General features: G+C 40.4%; 1 protein-coding gene. It reads right to left on the minus strand.

Annotation, left to right across the window (positions count from 1 at the left end):
* Window positions 1-25: 25 nt before the first annotated feature.
* Window positions 26-17,344, minus strand: coding sequence for a non-ribosomal peptide synthase/polyketide synthase (locus tag MKY24_RS13110; protein WP_339202230.1), 17,319 nt, complete (start codon window positions 17,342-17,344; stop codon window positions 26-28).
* Window positions 17,345-17,361: the final 17 nt, after the last annotated feature.

A 17,361-nucleotide genomic window follows, 5' to 3' on the forward strand; every position in this document is an offset into this window, starting at 1 on the left:
ACTCCTCCTTAAATACAAACTCTTTTTATTCGAAGTTATTCAATACGTCTTCAAACTCATCCATATTCAGATCGTCTACTGTAAAATCACTGAGTGTAGCTTCTGAATAGTCCATTTCTGCACAATGGGTTATTATGTTTACTAAATGCTTTTTAAAACTCACCGCTACCCCTTCAATAGTACTCTTCTCATACTCGCCCTGGTTGTAGCTAAAGTTTAATTCCAGCTTCCCGCCTTCTACAGTTCCGCCGTTAATATCAATACAATACTCACTTTTATAGTTTGGTCCTGTAGACTCTCCGGCAGGAATATCAGACACTCCAAATAAATTGTCTACATTATCCTGGTTGAATTGACCGAGGTAATTGAAGCTTATTTCAGGGTTTAGATTAAAGTTTAAATCGGCTTTGTTTTCCGGCAAGGTAAGATATTTTAGTATGCCGTAACCTATCCCTTTGTTAGGTATCTGCCTGATGTTTTCTTTTACCGATTTGATCATGCGGGAAATATCGAGTTGTCCGCTGACATCTAACACCACGGGATACTGGGTGGTGAACCATCCCACGGTCCTGCTTATGTCAATGTCTTTAATGATTTCCTCCCTGCCGTGCCCCTCCAGACTGATCAGAACCTTATCATTTCCGGTCCATTCCCTCACTGCTAATCCCAAGGCGGTAAGCAATATGTCGTTTACTTCTGTGTTATAAGCATGGTTTACCCGCTTTAGCATCTTCTCAGTCTCTTCAATACTCAGCTCGATCTTGACGCTATTGTTATTCATATACCTTCTTTCTTCAATCTCTCGGTCTTTTGGAAGCGGTATTGTTTCAGTTTTTTCCAAATTGGTCCAGTAATTTATTTCTTTTAATAGTTCAGGGCTATTGGCATACTCATCAAGCCTCTGTGCCCAATCTTTGAAAGAGTCGGTCTTGTTGCTGAATTTTATTTCATCATTGTTTAGCGCCTGTCTGTATCCTATGTCCAAATCTTCCAGTATGATTCTCCACGATACCCCATCAACTACAAGGTGGTGAATAGCTATTAGCAGGTGGTCCCCTTCTTTAGTCTTAAACAGACCAACCTTAACTAAAGGACCGTTATACAAGTCCATGCTCCTCTGAATCCTCGACGCTTCCAGCTCTATTTTTTCCCGGTAATTATAGCTGTCCCTAAGGTCTACAATTTCCAATGAAAAATGTTCACCTTCAAGGTTTTTGTTGTATTGGAGTATATTTTGATCCTCTATTTTTACCACTGTTCTAAAAATATCGTGGTGCTCTACAAGCTTTGACAATACTTTTCGAATAATAGCTTCTTCAAATCCGTTACGCCCATATATCATTATTTCCTGATTAAAATGATGGATATCCTTGCTGTCTTGTTTATACAACCATCTTTGTATAGGTGTTATCGGTACTATGCCTTCTACCGGGCCTTGATGAATTCTTCGGCTTGTAGATTGTATATATTCGACGAGTTCCTCAATTACAGGATGTTTGAATAAGTCCCGCATTTCAAGCTTTAGCCCATGGACGTTAAGACGCGACATTACCTGTATGGCTTTTATTGAGTCTCCTCCAAGGCTGAAGAAATTATCTTTTACCCCGATGTTTTCAGTTTTTAGTACGTCTTCCCATACTTTGGCCAGTATTTCTTCTCTTTCGTTTCTAGGAACTACATGCTCTACTCCGGTATTAATATTCCCCTGTGGTTCAGGCAATGCTTTCCGATCAATTTTACCGTTGGCATTAAATGGCATCTGTTCCAGCTGCATGAAATATGCTGGTACCATGTAGTCAGGTAGTTCGTTTAAGAGATGCTCCCTTAGCTCGGAAATGGTCAATTCATTTTCCCCTACAATATATGCACACAGGTACTTCTTCCCTTGCTGCTCTTCCTTTGCAATAACCACTGCTTCCTTAATAGCAGTGTGCTTCACCAGATGTGCTTCAATTTCTCCAAGCTCTATTCTAAAGCCTCTTATCTTTACCTGGTGGTCGATCCTGCCCATGAATTCGATGTTCCCATCAGGAAGCCGCCTTACTAAGTCCCCTGTGCGGTACACTTTTTCGCCGGGAATAAACGGGTTAGGTACAAATTTTTCTGCTGTCAGTTCAGGTCTATTCAAATAGCCCCTTGCAAGACCGCTTCCACCTATCACAAGTTCACCGGCCACTCCTACAGGAGTTAATTGGTTGTGCTTGTCCAGTATATAAAGGTATACATTCTGTAAAGCTTTCCCTATAGGTACTGTTATAAGTTCTTCTGCTATTTTCTTTGTTATACTGTAACCCGCTGCATATATCGTGGACTCTGTAGGCCCATAGATATTTTCCAGAGATGTGTTCTCTGAGACATCGAAAAGCTCATGGACAAGCTTTTTGGGCAGCGCTTCTCCAGCAGCAAAAATATACCTGAGAGTTGATGGCAGTTTTATACCATTATCTTTTAAAGTATGTACCATTATATTCAGCATTGATGGTACAAAGTTTACATGGGTTATCTTATGCTTGTTTATTACCTCTACTAACTCCATAGCTTCCTTTTCCACACCTTGGCGTGATATTACAAGCTTTCCTCCGTTGAGGAACCAGCCAAATATCTCAGCTACGGATACGTCAAAGGTATAAGTTGTTTTAAATAGAAAAGCGTCTTCCGCTTTAAGCGGATACATGGCCTGGAGGGCTGTAATTATGTTTACAACGCTAGTATGCTCAATCATTCCACCTTTGGGCTTCCCTGTCGAACCTGATGTATAAATGACGTACGCAAGGTCCGAGGGTTTGTTTACATTTTCAAGCTTTGAGTTCTCTTCATTTAAATATTCTTCCTCCAGATATATAATATCCGCATCAATCTGCTTATTTTCCATAAAGGTCCTGGAGGTCAAAAGGATCTGGGAACCACTATCGTCCAACAAATACTTTATCCTTGTATCAGGATAATTAGGATCTATCGGCAGATACGCCCCTCCAGCTTTCAATATGGCAAATATCCCCACAATCATCTCAAATGAACGTTCGGCCATAATTCCTACAATACGGTCAGGCTTTACCCCTTTGTTCCTCAATACTCTGGCCAAATGATTTGCCTTTCCGTTCAATTCCCTGTAAGTCAAGTGCTTGTCTTCATATACCACAGCTATGTTGTCAGGTGTCCTTTCCACCTGCTCAGCAAACAGCTCATGTATGGTTTTGTCCTGCGGATAGTCTTTCTTAGTATCATTAAAGTCTATCAGCAACTGCTTTCTTTCTTCATGACTTAATATAATAAGCTTGTCAACTGACCCTTTGGGGTTATGGATAAACATATTTAAAATATTAATAAAATAGTCTATACACTCTTCTGCCTGTTTTCTTTCCAATACTTTGTCCGAGTAGATCAAGCTTATATTAAGATCATCGAATGTATTACTTACTGTAAAGTCAAGACTTGTATTGGTTGCTTCATATTCATCAACTGAAATTCTATCTTTAACATCACCGATTTCTTTGTTTATTATCTCGTTATATATATGAAAATCCACATAATTGAATATGGTATCAAATAAAGGATTTTCCTCTTTGTTTTCTTTTCCGCCCAGGATATTTATGATCTCAAATAAAGGCAGTCTTCCATAAAGCTTTAAGTTTATTAATTTCTTTTCTGCAACTTTTATCAATTCCTCCCATATATCGATTTTATCAAAACACATTTTGACGGGAACCGTATTTAAGAAGCACCCCAGCATCTTATCTCCATCTTCGCATACAGGTCTGTTATTTTCTACCAAACCTACGACAAAGTCATCCTCGTATGAAAGCATATTGAGCATATAAGTGTATGCAGCAAAGCAAAGTGTCTTTAAGCTTACATCATATCTTCTGGCAGTACTTCTTAAATCACCTAAAAATTCCTGACTTAAATGGCGTGTTACATGGTCTACTTTATAAGATTTTTTTGTTTTTCCATGAATATTTGCAGGCATATTCAACCTTTTATATTCACTTAATTCCTCTCTCCAATAATTAATTACTTCCTGGTTGTCCTTAATTGTCATTTGGTCTGCTATATAATCTTTATAGCTGCATTTAAGCCGTGTTGGTATATAATCTTTTTCTTGCTTAAGCTTAGAGTATAGGTTTGAAACTTCCGTAATCAATGAAGCAACACTCCAGCCATCCAGGATAGCATGGTGGAATATCAGAACCAGACAAATATGGTTTGCGTCAAGTTTGAATATTCTTATCCTCCAAAGGGGCTTTGATATATCAAACGGATTCGCTCTGTCATTTTCCAAATATTTGTTTATATACTCAACCTGCCCTGTCCTGCTAAAATTCATGATATCTATCTGCTCAATATCAAGACTACTGCCCTTGTAAACAATTTGCACAGGAGTTTCAAAATCCTCTAAATTAAAAACCGTCCTTAAAATATCATGTTTTGACGTCATTAGAAGCATCGCTTCTTTAAATGCTGGGAAATCAAAGTCTTTGTCATTCAGATGAAATGCAAATTGGTCATGATAAACTGCATTTTCATAGTCTTTTTTGGAATGATAAATCATACCCAGCTCTATGTGACTCATCGGATATATATCTTCCATGTCCGAAGGTAACTTTTCTGAGAGAGTTTCATTCATCAATATTCGCTGTTTAAATAACTCCAGTTCTTCCCTTGCTTTACCCATCTTACTGTTAAAAGCTTCCGTATCTTTTACTTTTAAGAATGCAGACAATCTCTCAATATCAGGATTCATGTATATATCCCTGATTTGGATGTTTATATCCAACTTTTTGCATATTGTGCTGACTAATGATATTGCACGTATAGAATCTCCGCCTATTTTAAAGAAGTTGTCCCTTATTCCTACCTGTTTTGCTCCAAGCACTTCCTGCCATATTTCAACCAGTTTCTCTTCCACTTCATTCCGCGGCGCTACATATTCTGTTCCCGTACTCATACTTCCGTCAGGCTCGGGCAATGCTTTCCTGTCTATTTTTCCATTAGGGGTCAATGGCAGCTTTTCCATCTGCATAAAGTAAGAAGGGATCATGTAGTCCGGGAGCTCTTTTGACAAGTGTTCCCTCATCCCCTGTACGGTTATTTCTTGATCCGGTACGACGTACGCACAAAGATACTTATTTCCGTCAGCTCCTTCTTTGTCCAATACCACTGCTTCTTTTATTGTTTCATGCTTTAATAACCGGTTCTCTATTTCACCCAGTTCTATCCTGTAGCCTCTTATCTTTACCTGATGGTCGATCCTGCCCAGGTATTCTAGGTTGCCGTCAGGCAGCCACCTTGCCAGGTCACCTGTCCTGTACATCCTTTCACCCGGTGCGAATGGGTTTGCTGCGAATTTTTCTTCTGTAAGTTCCGGTCTGTTCAAGTACCCTCTTGCCAGTCCATCCCCTGCTATACATAGTTCTCCCGCTACTCCTATCGGCTGCAGGCCCTTTTCCTTACTCACAACATATAACTTAATGTTATCTATGGGCTTTCCTATTGGTACAAGCTCCAATTCTTCTTCCGTGGAGCAGCCAAAGTAGGATACATCTACTGTTGCTTCTGTTGGTCCGTACAGGTTATGCAGGCTTGTTCCTTTTTCTTTGTACAGCAGCTTGTTGAACTTTTCTACTTGCTTCAGGTTCAGTGCTTCTCCACTGGCAAATACCTGCTTTAAGCTTGCTATTTCCTCTATTATCCCCTTTTCCTCTACATACTCTAAAAATACACTCAACATGGATGGTACAAAGTGCATTGTGGTAACTTTATTTTTTTCGATTGCCTTCACGATTTCTTCCGGATTTTTTTCTCCTCCCGGTATCAGCAGGCAGACTTTGGCCCCAGTAAAGCTCCACCACAATAATTCCCATACCGATACGTCAAAGGTATAGGGAGTTTTCTGCAGGATCACATCACCTTCAGCTATCGGGTATTGCTTCTGCATCCAGTTGATCCGGTTGATTACGGAGTAGTTCTCTATCATTACCCCTTTGGGTTTGCCGGTAGAACCGGATGTATATATTACATAAGCCAAGTTTTCAGGTTTACTAATTAACTTTGGATTTGATACATCCCCAGTAAATAGTTCCTGATTTTCTATGCTAATAAATTCAGCATTTCTGTAACTACCTTTAGCATTTATAAATTTATCCTGTATCAGAATAATTTGGCTGCCACTGTCATCAAGCATAAACTGGATCCTGTCTTCAGGGTATTCAGGAGCTATGGGTAAATAAGCCCCCCCAGCTTTTAGGACAGCCATGATCCCTATGATCATTTCCGGGGAACGTTCTACCATAATTCCCACTACACTATCAGGTTTTATTCCCTTTTCTCTTAATTTTCTGGCCAGTTGGTTTGCCTTTTCGTTTAGCTCCCTATAAGTCAGCTGTTTATCTTCAAACACTACAGCAATATTATTGGGTGTCCGTTCCACCTGTTCCTCAAAAATCTGATGGATGGTCTTTTCCCGAGGGTATCCTGCTTTTGTATTATTAAATTCATATAATATTTGATGTTTTTCGTCTTGTGACAGCATATCAATTTCTAATAGCCTTTTTTCAGGAAAGGCTGCTGCCTCTTCCAATACATTAAGGTAATGGGCAATAAGCCTTATAACTGACTCTTTCTTAAACAACCTGGTAGCATACTCCAATTCAAATGCAATACCGTCCTCTGTTTCCTCAGCGTTTAAAGTCAAGTCAAACTTGGATATTCTTACTTCACTGTCATAGGGCATAAACCTTAGCCCATCCATCTTCACTTCTGATGCCTCGATATTTTGCAGTACAAACATAGTATCGAAAAGTGGATTTCTGCCCAGATCCCTTTCCAGGTTAAGCTTATCTACCAGTTCTTCAAATTGGTAATCTTGGTTTTCGTAAGCCCTTAAGGAGTTTTCTCTTACTTCATTAAGGAAGTCCACAAAAGTCTTTCCACCTTGAGGGTGATTCCTCATGGCTAGCGTGTTTACAAACATACCAATAACGTCCTGAAGATCAGTATGCGGCCTTCCTGCAACGGGACTTCCAACTATAATATCTTCCTGTCCGGTGTACTTGGATAAAAGGACATTGTATGAAGCTAAAAGTACCATGTAGAGCGTGGCACCATTATTCACTGCAAGTTTGTTCAGTTTAACAGCAAGCTCCTTGCCTGCTTTGAAACTGATCACATCTCCCTCAAAACTCTGTATAGCTGGCCTAGGGTAGTCTAGCGGCATATTAAGCAAAGGAATTTCTCCTTTGAATACTTGGAGCCAGTATTCTTCCTGCTTACTAATTGTCCCATCAGCAAACAGCCTGTTCTGCCATACGGAAAAATCCTTGTACTGAATCTTAAGTTCCGGAAGTTCCTTACCTTCATACAGGCTCATAAATTCTCTTACCAGTATGTCGTCAGACACCCCGTCAGATATAATATGGTGCTTATCAGACATCATAATATATCTGTCTTCTCCAACTTTTATAAGCCCAACCCTAAGTAAAGGAGCCTCATCAAGGTCAAAGGTCCTAATAAATTCACTGGCTATTTTCGCAGCTCTTTCCTCATCGGTTTCCATATACATAACACTAAAATCCACATTGCTATGGACCTTTTGTACCGGTTTACCATCTATCATATGGAATGAGGTACGGAAAGACTCATGTCTGTCAACAAGCTCCCTAAAAGCCTGTTCAAAGCGCAGTTTATCGAGTTTGCCTTCAATTAGCATAATACCAGGCATGTTGTATGCCATCCCAACTGCGTCAAGCTGGTTTAGAATATACAGCCTTTTCTGGGCGGATGAAATTGGATAGTACTCCATCTCCCCAGCCGGCCCAATAGAATGAAATACACTCTCCTTTGCAATCTTGATGCACTCGGCAACTTCAGACATATTTGGGCTCTTAAATATTTCTTTAAGCGGTATGTTTACATTGAACTCTTTGTGAATCCTGGCAATAAGATTTGCTGCCCTTAAGGAATGTCCCCCCAGCTCAAAGAAATTGTCGTTTCTTCCCACTTTCTCTATACTAAGGATATCCTGCCACAACCCCGCAAGTTTCTCCTCCACTTCACCCAAGGGTGCGACATACTCTATTCCAGCATCGATATTGCCGTCAGGTTCGGGCAATGCCTTCCTATCTATTTTGCCATTGGGAGTCAGCGGCAGCTTTTTTAACTGCATAAAATAGGATGGTATCATATAGTCTGGAAGGTCCTTTAAGAGATGTCCCCTTAGTTCTGCTATTGTTAATTCATTTTCCCCTGCCACATAGGCACACAGATACTTGTTTCCCTTCTGATCTTCCCTTGCAATAACCACTGCTTCCTTTATTGAAACGTGCTTTAGCAGTTGTGCTTCTATTTCCCCCAGCTCTATTCTAAATCCCCTTATCTTTACCTGATGATCTACTCTTCCTAAAAATTCCATATTCCCATCAGACAGCCATCTGGCCAGATCCCCTGTACGATACATCCTTTCCCCTGATATAAACGGGTTAGGTACAAATTTTTCAGCTGTCAGTTCGGGCCGGTTTAGATATCCCCTTGCAAGCCCTTCTCCCCCTATGCACAACTCACCCAAAACCCCTGTAGGCTGAGGTCTCAAGTGTTTGTCAACAACGTAGTATTTTATATTTTGCATTGGCTTTCCGATAGGTACACTCCCGGATTCCAAATAGCTTCCCAGTCTCTTTTCGTAATAACTGGAATCTATGGTGGACTCAGTAACCCCATAGCTATTAACAACCCGCAGTTTCTCTCCATACCAGGATTGTAATCTTTCATAATCTTCCACAGAGAGAGTATCTGATCCAAGTATAAGCAACTTGAGGCTATCAATAATCAAAGCATTATCATGGATATAATCCATAAGAGGAATAATCAGTGCCGGTGTGGATTCAAAGATGGTTATTTTATGGGTTTTAATAAGTGAATATAATCGTGCAGGATCGTATCTCTCCTCGGATGAACAAATAACCATTTGGCCTCCGTTGAGCAGCGTTCTCGAAACATCTCCCACAAATACATCAAAAGAAAAACTTGCGATTTGCAACAGCTTTACATCCATATCCGCAAGCCTATATTCCTTTTTCCATGCGTAAGATATGTTGACAAGACTTCTATGCTCTATCATGATCCCCTTTGGCTTTCCTGTGGTTCCTGATGTATAAATGACATATGCTAAATTACAAGATTTATTAATGACAGGAAGATTTTCTGTTCTCCCGTTGTAATTCACACAGTCATCAAAGCTTATAATATCAAGATCAAATTTAATTTTTTCTTTATGATGTTCTTGCGTAAGAATAATTCCAGCCAAGCTGTCATCGATCATATATCTGATTCGTTCTTCAGGATATTCGGTGTCTATGGGTAAATACGCGCCTCCTGCTTTAAATACAGCAATTACACCTATTATCATTTCTATGGACCGGTCTACCATTATAGCTACTACACTGTCAGGTTTTAATCCCTTGTCCCTTAAGATCCAAGCCAGTTGATTGGCCTTTTCATTAAGTTCTCCGTAAGTCAAGTATTTATCTTCAAATACTACTGCTATGTTATCAGGCGTCTTTTCCACTTGTTCTTCAAATAGCTCTTGTATGGTCTTATCCTTAGGATATTCTACTTTTGTATCATTGAAGCCATAGATTATTTGCTGTTTTTCCTCCTGGGACAACATATTTATTTCCGACAACCTTTTAAACGGATTTGCGGTTATCTCTTCCAACACGTTAAGGTAATGAGCCGCCAACCTTTTTATAGTCTCTTTTTTGAAAAGCCGAGTACAATATTCAAAGCTAAAAGCCATACCATCTTCACGCTCTATTGCATCAATGGATAGGTCAAATTTTGATATTCTATACTCTAGCCCGTTATTAAAAGGTCTGAAGCTTATACCAGGTACTGCAAATTCTACCTTAGAGGCATTTTGCATGGTAAACATAGTATCAAACAGTGGGTTTCTGCTCATGTCCCTCTTCAAGTTAAGCTTCTCAACCAGTTCTTCAAATTGGTAATCCTGATTGTCATAAGCCCTTAGAGCGTTTTCTCTTACTTCATTCAAGAATTCTACAAAGGTACTATCTCCCTTGGGGTAATTTCTCATAGCCAAGGTATTTACAAACATACCAAGGATATCCTGCAGGTCTGAATGTGGCCTTCCGGCTATAGGGCTTCCAACGATTATGTCTTCCTGTCCGGTGTGCTTAGACAGCAATATGTTGTATGCCGCGAGCAGTGTCATGTAAAGCGTAGCCCCATTATCCCTTGCAAGCTTGTTTAATTTATTCGTAAGCTCACTGCCTGCTTCAAAGCTAAAAAAATCCCCTTCAAAGCTTTGTATTACAGGCCTTGGATAGTCTAGCGGCATATTCAGTACAGGTATTTCTCCCTGGAATGCTTGGAGCCAGTATTCCTCCTGGCTGCTAATTCCGCCCTCATCAAACAGTTTATTCTGCCATACAGCGTAGTCCTTGTACTGTATCCGAAGTGCTGGAGGGTTGTTTCCTTCATAAAGATCCATAAACTCACGAATCAGTATGTCCATGGAGACACCATCGGATATAATGTGATGCATATCAAACATCATAAGATGCCTGTCTTCTCCCGTTTTTACAAGCTCTACCCTTAGCAGAGGAGCCTTGCCAAGATCAAAAGGTCTGGCAAATTCCCCAGCATACTCTGCGGCTTTTTCTTCGTTAGTTTCAAAGTACATCACGCTGAATTCCACATGGTCATGAACCTTCTGGACCGGGTTACCATCGATCATGTGGAACGATGTTCTAAGAGTCTCATGCCTTTTTACCAACTGCCTGAAGACTTCCTGGAAACGCGCTGTATCAATGCTTCCTTCCAGCAGCATAATACCAGGCATGTTGTATGCTGTCCCTGCCCCTTCAAGCTGGTTTAGTATATACAGCCTTCTTTGTGCAGATGACATAGGGTAGTATTCCATTTCTCCTGCCGGTTGGATTGACTGATATAGGCTCTCCTTTGAGTCTTTAATATATCTGGCAATTTCTAAGATGGTTGGTGTCTTGAATATTTCCTTAAGAGGTATGTCTATATTGAACTCTTTGTGAATTCTTGCTACAAGGCTTGTTGCCTTTAACGAGTGTCCCCCAAGCATAAAAAAGTTATCATTTCTTCCTACCTTCTCTATTCCAAGGATATCCCGCCACAACAGCGCAAGTTTCTCCTCTATTTCTCCCGAAGGTACTACGTATTCTACGCCGGTATTAACATTGCTATCGAGCACAGGCAATGCTTTCCTGTCTATTTTTCCATTAGGGGTCAATGGCAGCTTTTCCATCCGCACAAAGTAGGAAGGGATCATGTAGTCCGGGAGCTCTTTTGACAAGTGTTCCCTCATCCCCTGTACGGTTATTTCTTGATCCGGTACGACGTATCCACAAAGATACTTATTTCCGTCAGCTCCTTCTTTGTCCAATACCACCGCTTCTTTTATTGCTTCATGCTTTAATAACCGGTTCTCTATTTCACCCAGTTCTATCCTGTAGCCTCTTATCTTTACCTGATGGTCGATCCTGCCCAGATATTCTAGGTTGCCGTCAGGCAGCCACCTTGCCAGGTCACCTGTCCTGTACATCTTTTCACCCGGTGCGAATGGGTTTGCTGCGAATTTTTCTTCTGTAAGTTCCGGTCTGTTCAAGTACCCTCTTGCCAGTCCATCCCCTGCTATGCATAGTTCTCCCGCTACTCCTATCGGCTGCAGGCCCTTTTCCTTACTGACAACATACAACTTAATGTTATCTATGGGCTTTCCTATAGGTACAAGCTCCAATTCTTCTTCCGTAGAGCAGCCAAAGTAGGATACATCTACTGTTGCTTCTGTTGGTCCGTACAGGTTATGCAGGCTTGTTCCTTTTTCTTTGTACAGCAGCTTGTTGAACTTTTCTACTTGCTTCAGGTTCAGTGCTTCTCCACTGGCAAATACCTGCTTTAAGCTTGCTATTTCCTCTATTATCCCCTTTTCCTCTACATACTCTAAAAATACACTCAACATGGATGGTACAAAGTGCATTGTGGTAACTTTATTTTTTTCGATTGCCTTCACGATTTCTTCCGGATTTTTTTCTCCTCCCGGTATCAGCAGGCAGACTTTGGCCCCAGTAAAGCTCCACCACAATAATTCCCATACCGATACGTCAAAGGTATAGGGAGTTTTCTGCAGGATCACATCACCTTCAGCTATCGGGTATTGCTTCTGCATCCAGTTGATCCGGTTGATTACGGAGTAGTTCTCTATCATTACCCCTTTGGGTTTGCCGGTAGAACCGGATGTATATATTACATAAGCCAAGTTTTCAGGTTTACTAATTAACTTTGGATTTGATACATCCCCAGTAAATAGTTCCTGATTTTCTATGCTAATAAATTCAGCATTTCTGTAACTACCTTTAGCATTTATAAATTTATCCTGTATCAGAATAATTTGGCTGCCACTGTCATCAAGCATAAACTGGATCCTGTCTTCAGGGTATTCAGGAGCTATGGGTAAATAAGCCCCCCCAGCTTTTAGGACAGCCATGATCCCTATGATCATTTCCGGGGAACGTTCTACCATAATTCCCACTACACTATCAGGTTTTATTCCCTTTTCTCTTAATTTTCTGGCCAGTTGGTTTGCCTTTTCGTTTACTTCCTTATAAGTCAGCTGTTTATCTTCAAACACTACAGCAATATTATTGGGTGTCTTTTCTACCTGCTCTTCAAACAGTTGATGTATAGTCTTATCCTTAGGATACCGGACCTTTGTATCGTTAAAGTCATATAGTATTTTCTGCTTTTCTTCCTGTGAAAGCATATCAATTTCTGACAACCTTTTTCCAGGATAAACCGTTATCTCTTCCAGAACATTAAGGTAATGGGCTGCAAACCTTTCTACAGTCTCTTTCTTGAACAGCCTTGTGGCATATTCCAAATCAAATGCAATACCTTCCTGGGTTTCCCGAGCATTTAATGTCAAGTCAAATTTGGATATTCTAAATTCATTTGTATAGGGTATAAACTTAAGCCTATCTATCTTCAATTCTGATGAGCCGGTATTTTGCAATACAAACATAGTATCAAAAAGAGGATTCCTGCTCATATCCCTCTTTACATTAAGCTTTTCCACCAGTTCTTCAAACTGGTAGTCCTGATTTTCATAAGCCCTTATAGAGTTTTCCCTTACTTCCTTTAGAAACTCAGCAAAGGTCTTTTCTCCCTGGGGATAGTTCCTCATGGCTAAAGTATTTACAAACATACCTATTATGTCTTGTAAATCTGTATGAGGTCTTCCAGCTATAGGGCTTCCCACTATAATATCTTCCTGCCCCGTATACTTAGACAGCAGTATGTTGTATGAAGCAAGCAATGTCATGTAAAGAGTAGCCCCATTATCCCTTGCAAGCTTAATAAGTTTTCCCGTAAGCTCACTGCCTGCTTCAAAACGGATAAAACCTCCGTCAAAGCTTTGAACCGCAGGCCTTTGGTAATCTACTGGCATATTCAGCACAGGAATTTCTCCATTAAATTCCTGGAGCCAGTATTCCTCCTGCTTCTTTATTTTGTCCCCAGCAAATAGTTCCTTCTGCCAAACAGAATAGTCCTTGTACTGTATACGGAGGGAAGAAGGGTTATTTCCTCCATACATATCCATGAACTCATGTACCAGTATATCCATGGACGTACCGTCAGATATGATATGGTGCATGTCAAACATCATGACATGCTTGTCTTTTCCCGTTTTCACAAGGCCTACTCTTAGCAGCGGAGCAATTCCAAGATCAAACGGCTTTATAAATTCTTTTACGATTTCCCCCACTTTTTCTTCGTCAGATTCTAGATACACTACACTAAAACCCACAGGATCATTGATCTTCTGGACGGGTTCACCCTCTATGAAATGGAAAGATGTTCGAAGGGTCTCATGCCTATTTATAAGCTGTTGGAAGGTCTTCTGAAAAAGCTCCAGATCAATACTGCCTTCAACCAGCAAGCTGCCTGGCATATTGTATGCTGTCCCTGCTCCTTCAAACTGATTTAATATATACAGCCTTCTTTGGGCTGATGACATAGGGTAGTATTCCATCTCTTTAGCAGTTTGGATGGATTGATATATACTCTCCTTTGCTTCCTTCATATACCTTGCTATTTCCGCTATAATTGGAGCCTTAAATATTTCCTTAAGAGGCATGTCTATATTGAACTCTTTGTGAATTCTCGCTACAAGGCTTGTAGCCTTTAAAGAGTGTCCACCTAACATAAAGAAGTTGTCATTTCTTCCTATCTTCTTAATTCCAAGGATGTCTTGCCAAATCAGTGCAAGCTTCTCTTCAAATTCGCCTATAGGCGCTTCATACTCTATTCCCGTATTTATATTACCTTCGGGTTCAGGCAATGCCTTCCTGTCTATCTTGCCATTAGCTGTCAATGGCATTTTTTCAAGCTGCACAAAGTATGATGGTACCATGTATTCGGGCAGTTCTTTTAAGAGATGCTCCCTTAGTTCTGATATTGTCAGCTCATTTTCTCCCGCTATATATGCACACAGGTATTTACTGCCCTGATGGTCTTCCTTTGCAATCACCAAAGATTCCTCAATTGAAGGATGCTTTAGCAGTTGTGCTTCTATTTCACCAAGCTCTATCCTAAAGCCTCTTATCTTTACCTGGTGGTCTATTCTACCCAGGTATTCCATTTCTCCATCAGATAATAACCGGACCAGGTCTCCAGATCTATATAACCTCTCTTCCGGCTTGTACGGATTTTGAACGAACTTTTCCTTTGTAAGCTCCGGTCTTCCAAGATATCCTCTGCAAACTCCGTCTCCTCCTACACAAAGCTCTCCGGCTACTCCAATGGGAACAACTTTCATGTTCTTATCCATTACATATGTTGTAAGGGTTGGTATAGGCCTTCCTATGCTGCTCACATTAGATCTAATTTCTTCCTCTTCTATCTCTTTATATGTGACATGCACTGTTGTCTCGGTTATTCCATACATATTGATGAGTCTAGTCTGCGGGTACTTCTTTCTCCATTCCTTCAACAATGCAGGCTTTAATGCTTCCCCTCCGAATATGACATATCTTATCTTAAGTTCTTTTTCTTCATATGATACTTCTTCATTGGCTATATTATAGAAGGCTGAAGGTGTCTGATTTAATACGGTCACCTTCTCATTCCTTAGAAGTCTCAGATACTCTACATTGCTGCGTGCTGTCATTTTAGGAACTACCACCAATCTGCCCCCATATAACAACGCCCCGTACATCTCCCATACGGAAAAATCGAAACTCATAGAATGAAACATAGTCCATACATCATTTTCGTTAAAATCAAACTGCATTTTACTGTTAAATAACAGCCTTACTATGTTTCTATGCTCTATCATTGCCCCTTTGGGTTTACCTGTAGAGCCTGAGGTATATATTAAGTAAGCTAGATCGGAAGGTTTATTTACCTCCGATAAGTTATATTGTTCATCTGAATATTCCTGCTCATCTTCTAAATTTATTACTGTACCTATTGATGTATATTTGTCTATAAAATGTGATTGGGTCAACAGGATCACTGCCCGGCTGTCTTCCAGCATATGACTTATTCTTTCCTCAGGATAATCTGGATCTATGGGAAGATATGCCCCTCCTGCTTTTAATACCCCTAGGATTGCTACTATCATCTCAAGTGAGCGTTCTGCCAGAATACCTACGATACTGTCCGGTTTGACTCCTTTAGCCCTTAATACATGGGCCAACCCATTTGATTTTTTATTGAGTTCACTAAATGTAAGCTTTTTACCCTCAAATACCACAGCTACATGATCAGGGTTCTTCTCTGCCTGCTCTTCAAAAAGCTGATGGATAGTCTTGTTTTTAGGATACTGTGCCTCTGTAGCGTTAAAGGTATATAGGATTTGCTGTTTTTCTTCCTGTAACAGTACATCAATTTCCCACAACCTTTTTTCAGGGCATGCCGTTATCTCTTCAAGAACGGTAATGTAATGGGTTCCAAACCTTTTTATTGTCTCCTTCTTAAACAGCCTGGTACAATATTCAAGGTTAAATGTTATACCTTCTTGACCCTCTACCACTTCAAGCATAAGGTCAAATTTTGCCTTTCTGCCTTCCAGCCAGTTGTTGTATTGTTTGAAGTTTATACCCGATGCTGCAAATTCTGTCTTGTTTGAAGTGCGCAGTGCAAACATAGTGTCAAAAAGAGGATTCCTGCTCATGTCCCTCATGAGATTAAGTTTTTCTACAAGTTCTTCAAACTGGTAGTTCTGATTTTCAAAAGCCAAAAACGCATTTTCCCTTACTTCCTGCAAGAATTGGACGAAGGTCTTTTCTCCCTCAGGATAGTTCCTTATGGCCAAGGTATTTATAAACATACCAATGATACCCTGCAGGTCAGCATGGGGCCTTCCGGCTACAGGACTTCCAACTATGATGTCTTCCTGTCCAGTGTATCTGGACAGGAGTACGTTATATGCAGCCATCAGTACCATGTATAAGGTAGCTCCATTATCTGTTGCAAGCTTATTTAGTTTGACTGAAAGTTCAGGGTTTATTTCAAAGCTTACAGCATCTCCTTCAAAACTTTGTACCGCCGGTCTTGGATAGTCAGTAGGCATATCCAGTACCGGTATATCACCCTTAAATGTCTGGAGCCAGTATTCTTCCTGCTTCTTTATTGAGTCTCCGGCAAACATCTCCTTCTGCCATACAGAAAAATCCTTGTACTGTATCCGTAGTGGCAAAAGGGTCTTCCCTTGGTACAAATCCAAAAACTCACTCATAAGTATATTGACTGATATACCATCTGATACTATGTGGTGCATGTCAAACATCATAACACGCCTGTCTTCGTTCGTTTTTACAAGTCCTACTCTCAGTAATGGAACTTGGCTAAGATCAAAGGGCGTTATGAATTCTTTGACTATTTCTGCTGCTTTTTCTTCATCCAGTTCCAGGTACGTAATACTGAAATCCACGTAATCATGAACCTTTTGTACTGGTTCACCCTCAACCATATGAAATGATGTGCGCAGAGCCTCATGTCTTTTTACTAGCTCCTTGAATGCCTGTTCGAAGCGTACTGCATCAATGTTTCCTTCCAGCAGTACGACGCCTGGCATGTTATATGCAGTACCTGCTCCTTCAAGCTCGTTTAGTATATACAGCCTTTTCTGGGCAGATGACATAGGGTAAAATTCCTGCTCTCTGGCAGAAGGTATTCCAGAAAAGGCATTTGGCGTATATTTTGAAACATCTTTTCCTTTTTCTTTTAGCATCGTCTCAAATAGCTTTCTTTTTTCTGGAGAAAGAGATTCTATTCTTTTCATCAAATTATCCATAACTTCGTCCCTCTTCT

It is taken from the genome of Paenibacillus sp. FSL P2-0322 (assembly GCF_037975315.1).
Taxonomy (GTDB): domain Bacteria; phylum Bacillota; class Bacilli; order Paenibacillales; family Paenibacillaceae; genus Paenibacillus; species Paenibacillus polymyxa_B.

Bases quoted from the DNA above. Each gene is read 5' to 3' on its own strand.
- MKY24_RS13110 (WP_339202230.1), bottom strand. From the start codon at position 17,344: ATGGATAATTTGATGAAAAGAATAGAATCTCTTTCTCCAGAAAAAAGA.